Source organism: Arthrobacter sp. AFG20, assembly GCF_002892795.1.
Lineage (GTDB): Bacteria > Actinomycetota > Actinomycetes > Actinomycetales > Micrococcaceae > Arthrobacter.
In genome coordinates this window covers 1-18,763 of the sequence record NZ_PJMC01000017.1, presented here as the reverse complement: position 1 = coordinate 18,763, position 18,763 = coordinate 1, and the positions used below count along the sequence as shown (strand labels likewise).

18 protein-coding genes and 1 pseudogene are annotated in these 18,763 nt (G+C 66.5%); 7 read left to right on the top strand and 12 right to left on the bottom strand.

Translation table 11 applies throughout. The features are described 5' to 3' along the window. Window positions 1-18: 18 nt before the first annotated feature. Entirely contained in the window at window positions 19-552 is a 534-nt protein-coding gene (locus tag CXZ05_RS17785) for a hypothetical protein (protein WP_102973852.1), read from the bottom strand. 167 nt (window positions 553-719) lie between these two features. Here CXZ05_RS17785 and CXZ05_RS17780 point away from each other — a divergent pair, with 167 nt between their 5' ends. The 3 genes from CXZ05_RS17780 to CXZ05_RS23500 all read left to right on the top strand — a co-directional run bounded on the left by CXZ05_RS17780 (window position 720) and on the right by CXZ05_RS23500 (window position 3,324). Further along, window positions 720-1,010 carry a hypothetical protein gene (locus tag CXZ05_RS17780; RefSeq protein ID WP_102973851.1) on the top strand — a complete coding sequence of 97 codons (291 nt, stop codon included), beginning with the start codon at window positions 720-722 and terminating at the stop codon, window positions 1,008-1,010. Window positions 1,011-1,151: 141 nt separating this feature from the next. Next, window positions 1,152-1,877, top strand: coding sequence for a DUF1206 domain-containing protein (locus CXZ05_RS17775; protein ID WP_258006632.1), 726 nt, complete (start codon window positions 1,152-1,154; stop codon window positions 1,875-1,877). 34 nt (window positions 1,878-1,911) lie between these two features. Next, window positions 1,912-3,324, top strand: coding sequence for an SRPBCC family protein (locus CXZ05_RS23500; protein ID WP_258006631.1), 1,413 nt, complete (start codon window positions 1,912-1,914; stop codon window positions 3,322-3,324). Between the two features lie 85 nt (window positions 3,325-3,409). Here CXZ05_RS23500 and CXZ05_RS17760 read toward each other — a convergent pair whose 3' ends face one another. From CXZ05_RS17760 to CXZ05_RS17735, 6 genes are all read right to left on the bottom strand, one after another. After that, window positions 3,410-4,876, bottom strand: coding sequence for an FAD-dependent oxidoreductase (locus tag CXZ05_RS17760; protein ID WP_102973909.1), 1,467 nt, complete (start codon window positions 4,874-4,876; stop codon window positions 3,410-3,412). 87 nt (window positions 4,877-4,963) lie between these two features. Next, entirely contained in the window at window positions 4,964-6,235 is a 1,272-nt protein-coding gene (gene cobA, locus CXZ05_RS17755) for a uroporphyrinogen-III C-methyltransferase (RefSeq protein ID WP_102973849.1), read from the bottom strand. Window positions 6,236-6,450: 215 nt separating this feature from the next. Further along, a complete protein-coding gene (locus CXZ05_RS17750; protein ID WP_102973848.1) occupies window positions 6,451-7,425 on the bottom strand; it encodes an ABC transporter permease in 975 nt (324 codons plus the stop codon). After that, window positions 7,415-8,140: an ABC transporter ATP-binding protein gene (locus CXZ05_RS17745; protein WP_102973847.1), complete on the bottom strand. Its 726-nt coding sequence runs from the start codon at window positions 8,138-8,140 to the stop codon at window positions 7,415-7,417. Before CXZ05_RS17745 ends, CXZ05_RS17750 begins: the two co-directional genes overlap by 11 nt. A gap of 56 nt (window positions 8,141-8,196) precedes the next feature. Further along, window positions 8,197-9,360, bottom strand: a complete 1,164-nt coding sequence (locus CXZ05_RS17740) for an ABC transporter substrate-binding protein (protein ID WP_102973846.1) — start codon at window positions 9,358-9,360, stop codon at window positions 8,197-8,199. A gap of 179 nt (window positions 9,361-9,539) precedes the next feature. Beyond that, entirely contained in the window at window positions 9,540-10,154 is a 615-nt protein-coding gene (locus CXZ05_RS17735) for a hypothetical protein (RefSeq protein WP_102973845.1), read from the bottom strand. Window positions 10,155-10,330: 176 nt separating this feature from the next. Here CXZ05_RS17735 and CXZ05_RS17730 point away from each other — a divergent pair, with 176 nt between their 5' ends. Beyond that, a complete protein-coding gene (locus tag CXZ05_RS17730; RefSeq protein WP_180987444.1) occupies window positions 10,331-11,350 on the top strand; it encodes an ABC transporter substrate-binding protein in 1,020 nt (339 codons plus the stop codon). Window positions 11,351-11,422: 72 nt separating this feature from the next. Here the strand turns inward: CXZ05_RS17730 and CXZ05_RS17725 are convergent, their stop codons facing one another. The 3 genes from CXZ05_RS17725 to CXZ05_RS17715 form a co-directional block, all read right to left on the bottom strand. Beyond that, on the bottom strand, window positions 11,423-12,067 hold the full coding sequence (locus CXZ05_RS17725) for an NADPH-dependent F420 reductase (RefSeq protein WP_102973844.1): 645 nt from the start codon (window positions 12,065-12,067) through the stop codon (window positions 11,423-11,425). 153 nt (window positions 12,068-12,220) lie between these two features. Beyond that, a complete protein-coding gene (locus tag CXZ05_RS17720) occupies window positions 12,221-13,225 on the bottom strand; it encodes a LacI family DNA-binding transcriptional regulator (RefSeq protein ID WP_102973843.1) in 1,005 nt (334 codons plus the stop codon). Between the two features lie 146 nt (window positions 13,226-13,371). Beyond that, window positions 13,372-14,724 (bottom strand): MFS transporter, encoded by a 1,353-nt coding sequence (locus CXZ05_RS17715; RefSeq protein ID WP_102973842.1) that lies wholly within the window; start codon window positions 14,722-14,724, stop codon window positions 13,372-13,374. 205 nt (window positions 14,725-14,929) lie between these two features. Between CXZ05_RS17715 and hisD the strand changes: the two genes are divergently transcribed. Genes hisD through CXZ05_RS17700 form a run of 3 tightly spaced genes read left to right on the top strand, consistent with a single transcriptional unit; the run spans window position 14,930 to window position 18,042 of the window. Continuing rightward, window positions 14,930-16,276, top strand: coding sequence for a histidinol dehydrogenase (hisD, locus tag CXZ05_RS17710; RefSeq protein ID WP_102973841.1), 1,347 nt, complete (start codon window positions 14,930-14,932; stop codon window positions 16,274-16,276). A gap of 9 nt (window positions 16,277-16,285) precedes the next feature. Further along, window positions 16,286-17,032, top strand: a complete 747-nt coding sequence (locus CXZ05_RS17705) for an SDR family NAD(P)-dependent oxidoreductase (protein ID WP_102973840.1) — start codon at window positions 16,286-16,288, stop codon at window positions 17,030-17,032. 44 nt (window positions 17,033-17,076) lie between these two features. Further along, window positions 17,077-18,042, top strand: coding sequence for a 3-hydroxyacyl-CoA dehydrogenase family protein (locus tag CXZ05_RS17700; protein WP_102973839.1), 966 nt, complete (start codon window positions 17,077-17,079; stop codon window positions 18,040-18,042). Between the two features lie 6 nt (window positions 18,043-18,048). On the opposite strand, the gene CXZ05_RS17695 is transcribed toward CXZ05_RS17700, so the two are convergent. Both CXZ05_RS17695 and CXZ05_RS23495 read right to left on the bottom strand, forming a co-directional pair. Further along, window positions 18,049-18,621 (bottom strand): MOSC domain-containing protein, encoded by a 573-nt coding sequence (locus CXZ05_RS17695; RefSeq protein ID WP_102973838.1) that lies wholly within the window; start codon window positions 18,619-18,621, stop codon window positions 18,049-18,051. Window positions 18,622-18,653: 32 nt separating this feature from the next. Next, window positions 18,654-18,763, bottom strand: a pseudogene (locus CXZ05_RS23495) (lipoyl synthase); the annotation flags it as partial.

Below are 18,763 nucleotides of genomic sequence, written 5' to 3'. Positions count from 1 at the left end.
CGCCTCAGGCGGACGCCGTCAGCGCAGCCCCTTGAACACGTTCTTGGGCCGCTGCATTTCGCCGTGCTTGGCGCCCAGGACGATGACCGAGGCGGCGAAGGCGGGGATGGTCCACTGCAGCGCCTTTAGCTGCTTCTGCGCCGACTGCAGCTTTTGCGACGCTCCCGGCCGGGGTTCGGTGGCCCCTTCGGCCCCCTCGCTAGCCAGCTTGTCCACCTTCTTCCCCAGCACACCGGCATAGAGGGTGACGGCGGCTCCCGCAACGGTGACGGCCGTCTTGTAGATGGTGTCGCGGGCCACGCCCTCCTGCTGTGCGATCCTGTCCTTGTTTTCCAGCGCGATGAACAGGTCCGCCAGCAGGTGGGTAGCGAAGGCGGCCGTCTGGACCGGGGCCCATTTCATCCAGCCTCGGCTCGAGAGGCGCGTGCGCTCGGCCGGGTCCTTCGCCTCAGCGGCGGCTCCATTGAGGCCGACAGCCCCCATCAGCGAGCCGCCAAACCAGGCTGCTGCCGTGAGGTCATGAACAGACCGAGCAAATAGATTTCCAGCCATGATGTCCTTCCTAATACGAGACGTTCAATCCGGAATAGTGGCTGCCGCGGGCCCTGGGTCCAGGTGCCCGCCAGCCGTACCAAAGACATGGTCCCCATATGGTAAGCACACTTACTAACGTTACGATAGCCCGTAATATCAATGGTTCTGTGCGTAAAATCAACGCCATGGGATCAACAGGAACACTGTTCGGCTGGGCTTTCGGCGACTCCGAACGCGAGGACGACCAGGCATATGTAGACGGGCTGAAGCGTGAGGCGCTGGCCAACGCAACGCAGGCTGCCAAGAACAAGGGCTTCGACGTCGAGGCCGGTTCGGAAGTATTCACCGTCCTCAGCGCGGGCGAAGCGCTCGTCGACATCGACACGGCACCCGACGACCTCGTGGTGCGCTGCACGGTGAAACTCGTGGGTGAGGGCGCCGAGCGCATCCACGCGGAAGGGCCGATGAACGGCTAAGCGCCGTTCGGCTGAATGCGGAACGGCTAACCGGAGGTTACGACGGACAACGACTCGACGATCAGCGAGGCGGCCGACGCCGCGGAGGCTGCATCGAACCACAAGGCGCTCGACGTCGTCGCGCGTTCCGGCTTCGCTGTGATGGCCCTGCTGCACATCATTCTCGGCGCGATCGCGATTGCCCTGGCCTTCGGCCATCCTGGGGAGGCCGAACCCACCGGCGCCATCGAACAGCTGGCCGCCAATCCCTGGGGCCCGGCAGTCATGTGGGCCTGCCTGATCGGATGCGCCGGGCTCTCCCTCTGGCAGCTGAGCGAGGCCACCCTCCGGGCCCGCCACCTGCCGCGCAAGGAACGGATCGGTAAGCTGATCTCCTCGGGCTTCCTCGCGATCGCTTACGGCAGCGTCGGGCTCAGTTTCGGCGGCTTTGCGGTTGGGCTTCGCGGTGACTCCGGCGAGTCCACGAGGGACGTCAGCGCAGCCCTCCTCACCAATCCCTTCGGCGGCGTGATCCTCAGCGCCCTGGGCCTGACCGTCATTGGCGTGGGCATCTACTTCGTGGTGAAGGGCTTCCGGCGGGGCTTCAAGGAGGAGCTCTTCCACTTCGACGGCACCCGGCGGGGCAAACTCATCGACTCCCTGGGTGTGACCGGACACGTGGCCAAAGGCATCGCGCTCTTCCTGGCCGGCTTGCTATTTACCATCGCGGCCGCCAAGCACACCCCCGAGGAATCCACCGGCCTTGACGGCAGCCTGAAGGCCCTCCGCGACCACGAGTACGGGCCCTACCTGCTGTTTGCCATCGGGGCAGGCTTTATTTGCTACGGAATCTTCGCGCTGGTCCGGGCAAAGTTCGGCAGGATGTAGCCATGGGAAGGATCTGGTTACGGGAAGGCGACGCATGAGAAAACGCTTCAGCGGCAATCCGGGCGGGGCCCCAAATCGGACGCCCGACCGGGCCACCAACCGGGCGGCCGACCTCGCCGGGCGCGGTTTCGCCGCCGTGTTCCGGGCAATCAAGGCCGTGCGCCCCAGCCGCCCCATCCATCCGCGGGGCATCAGCCTGGTGGGGGAACTGAACCTCACGGGCGCCGTGGGCCGAGCAGCGGCAGGTCTGCCGGCGGCCAGCGGAATCGCCTGGCTCGACGACGCCGGGACCCGCCAGGTGCGCGGGCGGTTCTCCCGCTCGGTGGGCCTTCCCGAGTCGCTGCCGGACATCCTGGGTTTGGCGCTCCGGGCTTCGGGCGCATCCGGTGCTACCGGCGCCGGCGACATCCCTGACGTCGGCGACAGTGCCGACGTCGGGGATGTCCTGTTTGCCTCGACCGGCTGGGGCGTGCCTGGCCGGTTCGTACTCTTGCCCAAACTTGATATTGCAACGGCCAGGTTCACCACACTGATGCCGTATAAAGGCGCCAACGGCCCTGTCCTTCTGGGGCTGCGCACGCTGTCGCTGCCTGGGCGCGCGACCGGCAGGGCGGACACTGGGGGCAACTTCAGGGAGTCGCTGCGCACCGGAGACTGGACCTTGGCGCTGCATTACGCCACCCCGGCAGGCCGGTGGGTGCAGGCTGGCGTCCTGCACCTGCGGGCCGCTGCTCAGGACGCCGGGCACCCGGACAGTACGGAAACGGCCAGTGCGGACGCAGGCGGCGGGGACACTGCCATCCGGTTTGACCCGCTGAAGCATCCTCTGCCCGGCGCCGGGACCTATCCCTGGGCCCGCCGGCTCCGGGAGCGCTCGTACCAGGCCGCCCGGCGCCCCGCTCCGCGTGTTTCCGGCGACCCTCATCCCGCCGGGCTCAAAGCTGCGCACCCCGCCACCCCGCGCCAGGGTTCGGCCGACGAAAGGAACACCATGTCAACCGTCACGCAGGTCTTCAATTCACCGGCATCGGCAGTCTGGAAAGTAATCGCGGACGGCTGGCTCTATTCCGGCTGGGTGGTCGGCGCCTCGAGAATCCGCTCCGTTGACGCGCACTGGCCGGAGGTCGGTGCCCTGCTCCACCATTCCGTGGGCGCCTGGCCGCTGCTCATCAACGATTCAACCAAGGTGACGGCGGCCGACCCGGGGCGGCAGCTGGAACTGATCGCGCGCGGCTGGCCGATCGGCGAGGCCAAGGTGGTCATCACTCTCGAGGAACTCGGCGAGCAGTGCCGGGTCACGATGAGCGAGGACGCGGTCCGCGGTCCCGGCCTGGCGGTTCCCAAGGCGCTGCGGGATCCGATCATTACAGTCCGCAACCGGGAGACCCTGCAGCGGCTCGAGCTCATGGCCGCCGGCGGCGCGGGAGCCCAAACCAACGCGGATTAAACCAACGCGAGGTCACTTCGCGCCCAATATTCCGTGTGGACTGGGCGCTAAGCGACCTCGCGTTGTTGAGAAGAGCTGCCAGGAGCTAGACGCTGGCGGCGATCCCGTCGCGGGAGATGGAGACCATGTCCTCGCGCGGCACCACCTTGATGCGCTCACGCACAACCTCAACACCGTGGGAGCCGCCGGCCGCGGTGGCCTCGGCCCCCAGGGCCAGCTCGTGGGCGTCCAGTGCCAGCCAGCCTTCCCATGTGGTGTATTCCACGCCGCGGCTTTCAAGCAGGTCGACGACGGCGCTGGCAGCAGGTGCCTCGGCAACCGGCAGGTTCTCGCGGTCTTCCAGCAGGAAGGTCACGGTCTCAAGGGCATCGCCCTTGGTGTGCCCGATCAGGCCCACCGGACCGCGCTTGATCCAGCCGGTGGCGTAGATGCCCGGGACGTGCTCGCCGGAGGCGTCCAGGACGCGGCCGCCGGCGTTCGGGACGACGCCCTTCTTGTGGTCGAACTCGATCTCCGGCAGGGCGGAACCAAAGTAGCCGATGGCGCGGTAAACAGCCTGGACCGGGTAATCGATGAATTCGCCGGTGCCGCGGGCGTTGCCCGTGCCGTCCAGTTCGGTGCGTTCAAACTTCATGCCGCTGACGCGCCCGGGGTTGTCGGCGTCGTCGTAAATTTCCACCGGGCTGTGCAGGAAGTGCAGGTGCAGGCGGCGGGAGGCCTTGAGCTCGGAGACGTCCTCGGGCTGCTCGGCGATCCAGTTGGTGAGCGTTCCAACCATGGTCTTGATCTGGTTGTTGCTCTGGATCTGGCGGTCCGATTCCTCGTCGAATTCGAAGTCCTCCGGGTACAGGATGATGTCCACGTCCTTGGAGTGGGACAGCTCGCGCAGCTCCAGCGGGGTGAACTTGACCTGCGCCGGGCCGCGGCGGCCGAAGACGTGGACGTCGGTGACAGGCGATGCCTTCAGGCCGGCGTAGACGTTGTCGGGGATTTCGGAGACCAGCAGGTCGTCTGCGTGCTTGGAGAGGACACGGGCCACGTCGAGGGCCACGTTGCCGTTGCCGATCACGGCGATTTCCTTGGCGTCCAGCGGCCATTCGCGGGAAACGTCCGGGTGGCCGTCGTACCAGGACACGAAGTCGGCGCCGCCGAAGGAGCCCTCGAGTTCGATGCCCGGGATGTTCAGGTCGGCGTCCTTGATGGCGCCGGTGGCGAAGATGACGGCGTCGTAGTGCGTCTTCAGGTCCTCGATGGAGAGGTCCGTGCCGTAGTCCACGTTGCCGAAGAAGCGGATGTCGCCGCGGTCCAGGACCTTGTGCAGGGCGTTAACGATGCCCTTGATGCGCGGGTGGTCCGGGGCCACTCCGTAGCGGATCAGGCCGTAGGGTGCCGGGTAGCGGTCAAAGAGGTCGATGCTCACGGTCAGCTCGCCGCTCTTGACGGCTTCGCTCTTGGTGAGGATGTCCGCTGCGTAGACGCCGGCCGGGCCGGATCCGATGACGGCCACGCGCAACGGGCGGGCAGCGGTTCCTACGGGGGTGCTGGTTGACACGGCTGTGTTCCTTTTCTTCTGCATCGATTGCTCCGTCGGCGCCCTTTTGAACCTTCATAAGGGCAGTTATGGAGCAATCGATGGGTTTCAGGGGGTGAGAACGCGGGTGGTGCTTGTGCGGGGCTTGTTGGGGCTGGTGGTGCTGTAGTCAGCGGTCTTGAAGTGCGACGGCGCGAAAGGGCTGACGCGGACAACGTCACCGATGACGATCACTGCAGGATTGGCGACGCCGGCGGCCTCGGCCTGGTCCGCGATGGTGCCGAGGGTGCCGATGGTGACGCGCTGGTCCGGCAGGTAGCCGTTTTCAACAATACCAACTGGTGTGTCATCAGCCAGGCCGGCTTTGCCGAGGGCGGACGCGGATTCGCGCAGCTGGCCCACGCCCATGAGGAGCACCACGGTGTGGTCGGCGCGGGCGGGAACCTCCGACAGTTCCTCGTGGCCGGTGACAACGCTGAAGCCCTTCGCCAGGCCGCGGTGCGTGACCGGGATGCCGGCGGCGGCGGGGACGGAGATCGCGGAGGTCACACCGGAGACCACTTCGACCTCGACGCCGTGCCGGCGGCAGAATTCTGCTTCCTCGCCGCCGCGGCCCAGGACGTAGGGGTCGCCGCCCTTGAGCCGCACCACGCGGTGGCCTTGCAGGGCTTCGTCGACGAGGATCCGGTTGATCTCGGCCTGCGGCACGGGGTGGTGGCCGGGGGTCTTGCCGACCTCGATGACGCGCACGTCCGGGGCAAGTTCGTTGAGCAGTTCACGGGGGCCGAGGCGGTCGGCAACCACGACGTCGGCCTGGCCGAGCAGCCGGCGGCCGCGGACGGTGATGAGGCCGGTGTCGCCGGGCCCGCCGCCCACGAGGGCCACCGATCCCCGGTGGGCACGGCGGCGGCGCAGCGGCAGGTCGCCGGTTTCCAAGGCGGTGGCGACGGCGTCGCGCAGGGCCATGGCACGGCGCGGGTCTCCCCCGGCGTTGACGGCGATCTTGACGTCGTCAACTTCGGCGACGGCGGGTGTCCAGGCGGCTGAGGATTCGTGGTCGGAGGCGTTGACGCACCAGACACGCTGTGCCTCGGCGTCGGAAGCTACCGCGGTGTCCACGGCGGGATCGCCGGTGGCGGTCTGAACGAACCAGACGCCGTCGACGTCCTCGGACCGGTAGGTGCGGGGCTCCCAGGTGAGGAGGCCGGCGTCGGCGAGTTCGCGGAGCGCGGCGGTGGCCTCTGGGGCAACCACGGTGACGCGGGCTCCGGCGTCGAGCAGGCCCTTCGCGCGGCGCGCAGCAACGCGTCCGCCGCCCACCACCAGCACGGGGCGGCCGAGGAGGCGCAGCGCCGTGGGGTAAATGTCCTGAATTGCCATGAATCAACGGTAGGGCTGTGTTACGGGACCGACCAACGGCGCGGAAACACCAGTTCACGCAAGGTAACGCTGCGTCACATTGCGACTAGGGTCTTGAATCCAACGACTGTGTCAATGTGCCCCGGTTTGGTCGCGGAGAAGGCACAGCAGGGCAGGCAGCAGAAAGCCCGACGGCGGGAGTCGCCATCGGGCTTTCGGGTTCAGTGTGGGGGCGCTTAGCGGGTGCTGCCTGCCAGGAGGCCGCGGCGCTGGAGCAGGCGCTTCTCGATCGGCGCGAACACCAGCAGCTCGATCAGGATGCCCACGGCCAGGATCAGGAGGATCGCGGACATCACTATGGTCATGTCCGCGAGGTCGCGGCCCTGGTTCAGCATGGAGCCGAGGCCGAAGCCGATGGTGCCGCCCACGGCAATGATTTCCGCGGCCATGAGGGAACGCCAGGAGAATGCCCAGCCCTGCTTGAGGCCGCTGAGGTAGCCCGGCAGCGCCGCGGGGAGGATGATCTGCACGGCCATCTGCAGCCGCGACGCGCCGAGGACGGTGCCTACGCTGCGGTACTGCGGCGGGATCTGGTCAACACCGGAGATCAGGCCGTTGATGATCGACGGGATGGCTCCCATGAACACCACGAAGTACACCGTGGCATCGGTGAGGCCGAACCAGATGATGGCGGCCGGCACCCAGGCCACCGACGGCAGGACCTGCAGGCCGGAAATCAGCGGCCCGAACGCCCTGCGCAGCGGCGCCACCTGGGCCAGGAGCAGCCCGACCGGTGTGGCGATCGCAACGCTGATCAGGAACCCCAGAAGCCCGCGCTGCAGCGACGTCCAGACGGCCTCCTGCAGCGACCCCTCAGCCCACAGCGTGGCGAACTGCTCCAGCACGTCCATCGGGCCGGGCACCTGGTCGCGGCGCTTGAGGCCCAGCGAGACGTAGAACTGCCAGATGATAATCAACACCACGACGGCGGCGATCGGCAGCAGGATCCGGCTCCAGTCGATGCGCGCCTTGCGGACCGCGTCCGACTGCAGCGAGTCCAGTCCGGATTCGAGTTCGCGCAGGTCCGCCGAGCCAGTGGAAGACCTGGTCAGCGCCGCGTGGACCTTAGTGGATCCGATGGTGGTTGAGTCCGGGGTTTCGACAGGCTTAACCACCGGAGTTTCGGCCACCGGGGATGAGTTACTTGGCATGGCGGCGGATCTCCTCTCGCAGCCGGGCGGTGATGACCCCGGTCAGCTGTCCGGCAAGACCGGCGTCGGTACGGTGTTCTTCGGTGACTTCCCATTCCTGCACCACGCGGCCGGGCCGGGAGGACAGCAGGAGGACGCGCTGGCCCAGGCGGACCGCCTCGCGGACGTTGTGGGTCACAAAGACGATGGTGCGGCCGGTTTCCTTCCAGATGCGCTCAAGTTCGTCATGCAGCAGGTCGCGGGTGATGGCGTCGAGCGCTGCGAACGGCTCATCCATGAGGAGCAGCTGGCGGTCCTGCGCGAGCGAGCGGGCCAGGGCCACGCGCTGCCGCATGCCACCGGACAGCTCGTGCGGGCGCCGGTCCGCGGCCTCGGAAAGGTGGACCAGGTCCAGCAGCTCGTCAGCCTTGATACGCCGCTCGGCCTTGCCCACACCGCGCAGCTTCAGCGCCAGCTCCACATTTTCGCGGGCGGTGAGCCACGGGAACAGGGCTGAGTCCTGGAACATGAAGGCGGCGCCGTCGCTGGGCACCTCCAGGGCGCCCGAGGTCGGGAGCTCCAGTCCCGCCATGATGTTCAGCAGGGTGGACTTGCCGCAGCCGGACGCACCGAGGAGGGCAACGAACTCGCCCCTGCCGATGGTGGCGTTGACGTCGTCCAGCACCGGGGCGCCGTCGCCGAAGCGCTTGCCCAGGTTTTCCAGTACGACTGGCATGGTCCCGTCCTTTGTTCGTGGTGCGTCAGATGCAGCGGCTGCGGATGCGGGCCGGGTTAGTCCTGGCCCAGCCCTGCAGCTGTGGTCTTTTCCGTGGCCACTGAATTCAGCGCCCGGAGGTCGAAGAGGCCGTTGAGGTCGGCCTGCTTGGTGGTGCCGGCATCGACGCCGTCCTGCAGCAGCTTCTTGTAGGCCCCCGCCAGCGGGTCCACCGTGAACAGGATGTTCTTCAGCGAGCGGTCAATGACGTTAGGCGCCAGTGCCTTGCCGGCGTCCTCTTTGAGGGCGGCGTTGACGACGGCGGACTTCTTGGCGGAGGGGGTGTCATGGAGCCACTTCACGGCCTCGACATGGCCTTTGAGTAAGGCTTTCACGGTCTGCGGGTGCTCCGCGGCGAACTTCTTGTTCACGATCAGGATGGTGGTGGGGAACTCGCCGTGCTTGCCGGTCTGGGACCCGTCCCACAGGTCCTTCTCGTCCACCAGGACCTTCGCGCCGGCCTGGAGCACCAGGCGGGAGGCCCACGGCTCAGGCAGCCACGCGCCGTCGAGCTTGCCGTCCTGGAACAGCTTCAGCGTCTGGGCGTTTTCGGTGGGGTTGATGGCAACGTCCCCGCCGCCGTCGGTGTTGGACTTGTAGCCCTGCTTGCCCAGCCAGGCGCGCAGCGCCACATCCTGGGTGCCGCCGAGCTGGGGGGAGGCCAGGGTCTTGCCTTTGAGGTCCGCCGCGGTCTTGATCTCCGGCTTGACCACCAGCTGTGCGCCGCCGGAGGCTGCCCCGGCGATGATGCTGATGGATTCGCCCTTGCTCTTGACGAACGAGTTGATGGCCGGGTTCGGGCCAATGTAGGTGGCGTCAATAGCGCCGGCGTTCAGCGCCTCGATAGCTGCCGGGCCCGCGTTGAACACCTGCGTGCTCAGCTTGGTGTCGCCCAGCTCCTTGGCGATGAAGCCCTTCTGGACGCCGACCAGCGCGGTGGCGTGCGTGATGTTCCCGAAGTAGCCCAGCTTCAGCTCGGTGGCGGGGCTGGTGGCAGCGGCCGCGTTGGCGGAATTCGGGGCGGCATTGTTGGCGGCCGTGGTGGCGACGGCGACGCCTGCTCCCAGGACGGCAAGGATGCCGGCGGCAATGCCGATCTTGAGCCCGCTGGGGCGTTTCCGGCCGGTGGGCTGGCCCGCGGCGATCCGGGTGGAGCCCGGGAAATCGTTCGGAGAAGACATGATGTTTTCCTTTTGGCTGATGGAGCGGGGGGGATGGCGCTGAGCGTTGGATTGAGATTACGGAGGCCCCTCGGGCGGCCACAATGGCGGACGACGCAGGCGTTCACCCGGCGTCGCAATGGGTCATCCTGGCAGTCGTATAGCTTCATCGGGAGTCGTGGAACGTCAAAAATCGGGGGCTATAGGTCCTCCGGGGCGGACTTCAGGCTTTCCAGGACGGCGGGCAAAAGGTGCTGCTGCCGGCCCCAGACCGGGTCGAGCAGTTCGACGTACCAGGAGTCGGCCAGCACGAGGGCGAGCGTTTCGTTGCTTTCGCCCGCCCAGTCCTGGATCTGCTCGGACTCGACCGGATTCTCGCTGCTTCCCAAAACAGTGACCACTTCGCCGTCGTGCAGTGTGACCGGAACGGACGCCTGGCTGACCTCCCCCGGGGCGTGGGCGATGGCAATGAACTCCGTCCCCGCAGACAGCCGCAGCAGGAGGGCCGCCGACTGTGCGGAGCAGAAGCCGGTGACGTACTCGCGCTGGGCATGGCCGGCGTCGGGGCCGAGGCCGGGCTGGGATTCCTTGGTGAACAGTCCGCTGCGGTTGAGCTCGGCCAGCTGGCCGGCGATGGGCAGGGTCTCGTCGTCGAAGCGCGGGGCGAGGGTTCCGGGCTGGTACTCGCTGGTGCCCTCAAGCCACCGCGCGGTCAGCTCCCCGGCGGCGGCGAGGGTGCCCGCCTGCCGCCACACTTCGCGGTCTGCAAGGAGCCTGCCGTAGCTGTCACGTTCGGTGGTGAATTGATCGCTCATACTCGATGCTAGGCGCGGTACTGGGCTGTTGGGCAGGCCGAATGACGCCTTCGAACGCCGTATGAATCGCGGTTACGCCGTGTATATTCCGGTGTCTGCGCGCTTTGACCGCCGCTTTTTTGCTGCCGGATAGTTGCTGCCACAACCTTCGCATTCACTACTTCCAGGGGGCAACCATGGTCCGTCAATCTCTCAAGTCCCGCACGGGCGCACGCAAACCGGCACTCAAGCCGGCGGTGGGCCTTGCCCTCGCCGCCACCAGCCTGCTGGCGCTCTCCGCCTGCTCCGATCCGGGGGCAGCGGCATCGGCGAACGCGCCGGCTGCCACAAACACGGCCACGTCATCAGCCAAGACCTTCAACCTGACGCCTGAGCAGGACCGCTTTCCCGTCACCGCGGACCAGGCGGCTGCAGCACTGGTTCCCGAAGCCATCAAGAAGGACGGAAAGCTGACGGTGGCCGTCAGCCCGTTCGCACCACCGCTGGCGGTTTACGCCACGGACAACAAGACGCCGGTGGGCAACGAAGTGGACGTCGCCGTCGCATTGGCCCAGACGCTGGGGCTGGAGGCCGAGATCGTTCCGACCGCCTGGGCCGACTGGCCCCTCGGCATCGAATCGGGCAAGTACGAGGCCGTCCTCTCCAACGTCACCGTGACGGAGGAGCGCAAGCTCAAGTTCGACTTCGCCAGCTACCGGGACGACAAGCTCGGCTTCTACGCCAAGAGCGACAGCGACATTTCCAAGGTCGAGTCCGCCGCCGACGTCGCCGGCAAACGGGTCATTGTTGGCTCGGGCACCAACCAGGAGTCCATCCTGCTGCGCTGGGACGAGGAGAACAAGGCCAAGGGGCTGAAGCCGGTTGAGTTCCAGTACTACGACGACGACTCCGCCTCGAACCTCGCCCTGCAGTCCGGCCGCGCGGACCTGACGTTCGGGCCGAACGCCACCGCCGCGTACAAGGCCGCCACCGACGAGAAGACCAAGCTGGTGGGCCTGGTGGACGGCGGGTGGCCGCTCAAGGCGAGCATCGCCGCCACCACCAAGAAAGGCAATGGCTTCGCCGCAGCTGCCCAGGCCGGGCTGAACCACCTGATCGAGGACGGCACCTACGGCAAGATCCTGGACCGCTGGGGCCTGTCATCCGAGGCCGTCGCCAAGTCGGAACTGAACCCGGCAGGGCTGCCGAAGAGCTAATTTCGACGCCGATTGCTCCGTAACTGCCCTTTTGGCCCCCGAAAACGGCAGTTACGGAGCAGCCGATCGGTCTCAGGTCGCAGGAACCACCTTGAGCGCGGAGTTCCACTGGAATTCCGGCAGCTGGTCGTTGGCCGAGAGCAGTATGTGCAGGAAGCCGGCCTGTTCGAGCTGCCGGGCGCGGCGCTGGGGGCCGACGACGATCGGCAGGAGGCCGCCTGCCGACGCGAACTCCGCCACGGCGCGCACGGCGTCCTCGTCGTCGCCCGCGATGAGGACATCGAGCTGCTGGCCTGCCACGTCACCGGCGGCCAACGTTACGGCGAACGTGGTGTTGAAGGCCTTCACCACTTTGGCTCCGGTGGTTTTCTGCAGCTCTTCGGCTGCGGAGCTGCCTTCAGGGACGCTGAGGCCTTCGAAGGTGGACGTATCCACAGGGTTGGTGATGTCCACGTACACCTTGCCGTCCAGCGCGCTGCCCAGTTTGGCCACCACGTCCTTGGCGGGATCGAAGTACACGGCGGGAATCACGATGGCACCGCTGAGGTCGTCGCCCACCACGCCCGTGGTGACCTGGCCCCCAAGCTCGGCCGCGAGGGCATCGGCCTTGGCTTTGTCTTCATGCGCCAGCAGCTGGACGCTTCTGCCGCCGGCGAGTGCGCGGGTTGCGAGTCCGCGGGCCATGTTGCCGGTTCCGATGATGGTGACGTCCGCCATTGTGTTCTTCCTTCCAGAGGGTGAGGAAAATCCATCTCCACGTGGGCGACGTTACTTCAATCTGCAACAAAATCAATAGGATCTAAAAGCGCCGCTTGGCTGGTGCGTCAGCCCGGGCCGCCATCACCTGGCTGGCGATTTTTCCGACGGTCTTTACTTCGCAGCCGCCTCGGCGAGTCCGGTGCTGCCGCGGACGATCAAGTCGCAGGGAAAATTCACCCTGCGCGGTGGCTCCCCGGGCGAATGGATGCGCTCCAGCAGCATCCGAGCTCCCACGCGTGCCATTTCGCGGCTGGGCTGGCGCACAGTGGTGAGGCTGAACGAATCCCAAGCCGCCATGTCGACGTCGTCGTACCCGATGACCCAGCACTCCTGCCCCGGGATCCGGTTGGCCCGCAGCGCGTCGAGGGCGCCGAAGGCCATCAGATCGTTGGCGCAAAAGACGGCCTGGGGCCTGTCGGCGCGGGCAAGCAGGCGGTTCATGACCTGCGCGCTGACGTCGTGGGAAAACCCGCCGTGGAAGCGGAAGTGTTCCGGAACGCCGTGGCCCCGCTTGGCCATCCTGTCCAGGAAGCCATTGGCGCGCTCACGTGACGTGCTGGCGTTTTCGGCACCGCCGATGAAAGCCACCCGGGTCCTGCTGTTATCCAGGAGGTAGTCTGCGACGGCGGCACCCCCCTCGGTGTTGCTGCTGGTGACCTGGTCGCAGTCGAGGCCCTCCACCACGCGGTTGATGAGAACGATGGGGCTCTTCTTCTCGATGGCCGCCTGCAGCTCGACGGAGTCTTCCGTCGCCGTCGTAAAGATGACGCCGTCGACTGCGTGTTCCCGGATGGCTTTGAGCGCATCGTGGTGGCTGCCGCCGCCGGCGTTCCAGATCACGACGCGGAAGCCCGCGGTGTCCAGCTCCCGGCTAAGTTCATCGAGAACCTCCGGGTAGAACGGGTTGGTCAGGTCAGCGACCACCACGCCGATGGTGTTGGTCCGCCTAGTTTTCATGGCCTGCGCGCCGGCGTGGGGCACATAGCCCAACGTTTCCATGGCCGCCTGGACACGGGCGCGGGTGGCAGGAGACAGCTTCGCGGGGGAGGACATCACCCGGGATACCGTGGCCTGCGATACGCCCGCCAGCTCTGCCACGTCGCGGCTTGTGACCATCGGGGCGTTCTCCTTGCTATCTGGCGCGCCTGGCGCCGTCGTGTTGCGGAAGCTTCAGTTTGTTGATTCAGACTAGCCAATGTCCCAAGCCTGCACCGCCGGTCCCTGCGGAATGCAGGTCCCCGGCGGCACAGGGGAAGAGTTGGCTACCGGCCTGTTGTGGGATCGTGCTCGGCGCTCAGGCCGCGCCGTAGCCGGACGCGGGGCGCCGTCTCCGGAGACCAAAGCGCACCGACGATGGTGATGACCGACGTCGCGATCATGTACAGCGCAACCAGCCAGTAGCGGTCGAAGTCCGGGCCGATCAGCGCGGTGGCGATCAGTGGTGCGAAGCCACCGGCGAAGACGGCGGCCACCTGCGGGCCAACCGATGCTCCCGAATAGCGGAGCTTGGGCTCGAAGAGTTCGGTGAAGTAGGCGGGTTCCACGGAGTAGCAGAGGTCGCGGCCGACATTGCAGGTCAGGATGAGCACCAGCAAAAGCATCAGGAAATCACCGGTCTGCACAGCCCAGAAGAAGGGGAATGCCATCAGGAGCATGGTGGTTGCTCCCGCGAGGACCGTGTAGCGGCGCCCCCAACGGTCCGAAACCCAGCCCCAGAACGGGATGGAGAAGATGCCCAGGCCTGCCATGATCATGGTTGCCAACAGAATGCTGTTCTTTTCCAGCAGTACTGCGGGACCGTACGCGAGCAGGAAGGTGGTGTAGATGTAGTAGTTCGCGTTCTCGGCAAACCTCATCATGATGACTTTGAGGATGGTCAGCGGGCGGGTCTTGATGACCTTAACCACCGGCATCTTTTCGATCTCACCTTTGCGCTTGATCTCTTCAAACGCCGGGGATTCATCCACCTTGCTGCGGATGTAGAAGGAGAGCACCACCAACAGGATGGAGACGAGGAACGGGATGCGCCATCCCCAGGCCACAAAAGCCTCGGGCGAGATCAGGTAGCCCATGACGTAGAAGGCTCCGTTGGCCAGCAGTGTTCCCGCTGGTACGCCGATCTGGGGCCAGGAGCCAAAGAACCCGCGCCGCTTGGCCGGGGCAAATTCGGTTGCCATCAGGGCGGCCCCGCCCCACTCGCCGCCGACCCCGATGCCCTGCACGATGCGCAGGAGGACCAGGAGGATCGGTGCCGCGATGCCGATCGTGGCGAAGTTTGGCAGGCAGCCGATGAGGAATGTGCCGCCGCCCATCAGGCCCAGCGTCGCCATGAGCATTTTCTTCCGGCCCAGGCGGTCACCGAAGTGGGCAAAGATGACGCCCCCGATGGGGCGCGCCGCGAAGCCGATGGCATAGGTGCTGAAGGAGAGCAGAATCCCGACGAACGGACTCGCCTGCGGGAAGAACTGGCTGTTGAGGATGATGGCAGCCGCTACGCCGTAGACGTAGAAGTCGTACCACTCGATGCAGCTGCCAAGCACTGAGGAAATCAGCGCCTTCCGGCGCATCTTCGGATCGATGACCGGCGGTGCCGGTGTTGTCACGGGGGCGCTCATGTAGAGACTCCTTTGTCTTCGTCCGGACAGTGAGCCCAGCCACACCGGCTGGCTCGTGAACAGCAGTGTATACGTATGCAAAAGGTTAGAACAAGCACTTGTGCCAAAAAATGTATACGTATACACTCGGTGATCATCCAGTCCTGCGGAACTGGCCCGGGCGCTCCATAGGTCGCCCATCGATGAAGATGGAAAGGTAATCCTGATGACCGTTACGACAGCACTTAGCACCGCCGTGGATTCCAAATTGCTGAAGGAGCCGGCCCGCAACAGCGTGGCCCGGGGGAGTACCCCGGAGGTCCGCGCCACTGTGGAAACCGTCATTGCAGACATCCGGGAACGCGGAGACGCAGCCGTCCGCGAATACTCCGAGAAATTCGACAAGTACGCGCCCGAATCGTTCCTGCTCAGCCAGGAGCAGCTCGACGAGATCATGGCGCGCGTCCCTGAGCAGACCATTGAGGACATCAAGTTCGTTCAGGAACAGGTCCGGGTCATGGCGCAGAAACAGCGTGAGTCCCTCACCGACTTCGAAATCGAAACCATGCCCGGCGTGCTCCTCGGGCAGAAGAACGTGCCGGTCCAGGCTGCCGGAGCCTACATCCCGGGCGGGAAGTACCCGCTGCTGGCCAGCGCCCATATGACCATCATTACTGCCAAGGTTGCCGGTGTTGAGCGCATCGCGGCGTGCACGCCGCTGATCCAGGGCGAAGTCCCGGACGCGACCGTTGCGGCCATGTACCTGGCAGGTGCAGACGAGATCTACTTGCTCGGCGGCATCCAGGCGGTAGCAGCGCTGGCCGTCGGCACCGAGACCATCAAGCCGGTGAACATGCTGGCCGGCCCCGGCAACGCCTTCGTTGCCGAGGCCAAGCGCCAGCTCTTCGGCGAGGTGGGCATCGACCTCTTCGCCGGGCCCACCGAGGTCCTGATCGTGGCCGATGAGCACGCTGACCCGTTCATTGTCGCCGTCGACCTTCTGTCCCAGGCTGAGCACGGACCCGATTCCCCGGCCGTCCTCATTACGACCAGTGAGGAACTGGGCCGCAAGGTCATTGAGCACATCGATACGATCCTCGTGGACATGCCCACCCGCGACTACGCCGCGGCAGCCTGGCGCGACTGGGGTGCCGTTCACGTGGTCGATACCATGGACGACGCCTACGCCCTGGCCGACGAGTACGCCTACGAGCACGTGCAGATCCTCACCCAGAACCCCCGCGAGGCCCTGGAGAAGATGCACGACTACGGCGCGCTGTTCCTCGGGGAGGGAACCTGCGTCTCCTACGGCGACAAGGTCATTGGAACCAACCACGTGCTACCCACCCGCGGTGCTGCCCGCTACACCGGCGGACTCTGGGTAGGCAAGTACCTGCGCACGGTCACCTACCAGGAAGTGACCAACACCGAATCCAGCGCCTTCTTCGGTGAGCTCTGCGGACGCGCAGCGAGGGTGGAGCGGTTTGAGGGCCACGCACGGTCCGGAGACGTGCGAGCGGCGAAGTACCGCGGCACGTCATTGCCCTGGTCGGACCACACCTTCGACAGCTAGGGACCACACGTGCCGAATTTCCGTCTCGACGGCAAGAAAGCACTGGTCACCGGGGCGGGCCGGGGACTCGGTAAGGCCATCGCAGATGACCTTGCCGAGTCCGGTGCCACCGTCTACGGAACCAGCCGCGACGCCGCAACGGCCCAGCAGATCAGTGACAGGTATGGGACACCGCCCCTGGCCGTGGACCTGGGCAGCGCCGGCAGCATAAGCGGGTTCGCCGAGTCACTCCAGCAGGTGAGCGGCGGGATTGACCTGCTCGTCAACAATGCCGGCGTCAACGTGCCCAAGCCTGCCCTGGAGCTCACGGAGGACGACTGGGACACGGTCTTCGACACCAACCTCAAGGGCACCTTCTTCCTGACCACGGCCCTGGCCCGGCAGTGGGTGGCCGCCGGTACCCCTGGTGCCATCGTCAACATCGCCTCCCAGGCGGGGATCGTTGCAATTGAGGAACGGGCGGCCTACGGCACCAGCAAGGCAGGAATGATCCACCTCACCAAGATCCTGGCCCTGGAATGGGCTGCCGCGGGGATCCGGGTTAACGCCGTTGCCCCGACCTTCGTGCGGACGGAACTGACGGCGTCGACCCTCAGCAGGCCGGACTGGGCAGCAGAACTGCTGTCCCGCATCCCGATCGGCCGTTTCGGCGAACCCGAGGACGTCGCGGGGGCGGTGGCGTTCCTGCTCAGCGACGCGGCGTCGCTCATCACCGGCCACACGCTCGCCGTCGACGGCGGCTACACCATCCGCTGAACGGTCCCTTCCGTCTGAAGCGGCCCATTCCTAGGAGCAGCAACATGAAAATCACGCAGACCATCTCGAAGACCGCAGTGGTCGGCGCCGGCTACATGGGCGGCGGCATAGCCCAGGTGCTGGCGCTGCACGGTTACCGGGTGACGCTCGGCGATGTCGACGGCGAAATCGCCGAGCGTGCCCGCGTCCGCCTCGTGGACCAAGCCAGGGCTTTCGAGGCCCAGGGGCTGCTGCCTGCCGGGGCAGCGGACAAGATCGCGGACAACCTCACCGCTGCCGCCAGCATCGAGGATGCTGTTGCGACGTCGGACTATGTCGCCGAGGCGGTCCCGGAGGACCCGGTGATAAAGGCGGACATCCTCCGCCGCATTTCGGCAGCCGCCCCGGCGGATGCAGTCATCGGTACGAACACCTCCGCCATTCCGATCGGCGACTTGGCCGCATTCGTCACCGGCCCTGAGCGGTTCCTCGGCGTCCACTGGATGAACCCGGCACCCTTCATCCCCGGCGTCGAACTCATCCCGGGGCCGGAGACCTTGCCTTCCGTCGTGGACCTTGCCGAGGAGCTCATCCGAGCCCTTGGCAAGACGCCGGCGAGGGTTGCCGACACACCGGGATTCGTCGCCAACAGGCTACAGTTTGCGCTGTACAAGGAGGCGGCCCGGATCGTTGAGGAGGGCGTGGCAAACCCCTCCCAGATCGACGATGTCGTCAGCAACACCTTCGGGTTCCGCCTTGCGCTGTTCGGCCCGTTCGCCATCGGGGACATGGCTGGCCTGGATGTCTACGAGTCGGCCTTCCGTACCCTGGAAAAGGCCTACGGTGAACGGTTCGCCCCGCCGGCCGCGCTGGCGGCCGCGGTGGAGGAGGGCAACCTGGGCCTGAAATCCGGCCATGGGTTCCTGGACGTGGACCCGGCCAGCAGGGAAAGCCTTGTTGCCTACCGGGATGGCGCCTACGCCCGGCTCTCGCAGCTGCGCGCCGAGCTGGGCCGGGCCCCGGGCCTGTAGGCTGCCCTACGGCAGCCGGCTCGGCCGCAGCACGCTCGGAACGCCTGCCTGTTCTGGCTCAAGCAGCACCGGACTGACCAGCACCGCACGCCCGCGGTGCAGCACGCCGTCGGACAGCGCCCGGCAGCGCATGCCCCCGCGCCCGCGCATGGCGGCGTGCGCGCCGGGCGCGAGCATCCTGTCCATCCACGCGCAGGGGTGGGCGGGCCGCCCGCCCTTGAACCGCACCACGTCCCCTTGGGATTCCAGCGCAAAGTCCTGGCCGAGGAGCGGGGCCAGGTGCGCGCCCCGCAGGATCACGTTGCGCCGGGTCAGCAGCGGGTCGAAGGGGGCGGCGTCCAGCTCCGCAGCCATGGCCTCAAGGGCCTCGACCGCGAACAGGGTGACGGCGGCGTCCATGTGCGCTGCCTTGCCGAAGAACCGGTCCCCGACGATGCCCTTTCCGGCCACCACCTCTACCCGATCGGCATCCGCCGTCGGTACGGCAGCGGCCCCGTCACGAGCGCGGCCGAAGTAGGCGTGCGCCGGCGAAACGAGCAGATGCAGGACGTCCACGTCGTACCGGTAGGTTGCCGTCATGCAATAACGCTATACCCCGGTCAGGCCAGAGATCAGGCCGGCCGCGCGAGCAGGGAGCTGGCTTCCTGGCGGGTGGATCCGGAGGACTCGATGTGGGCGAGTTCGGCGGGGATTTCCCAGCCCTTCTTGCGCATGGCGGTGG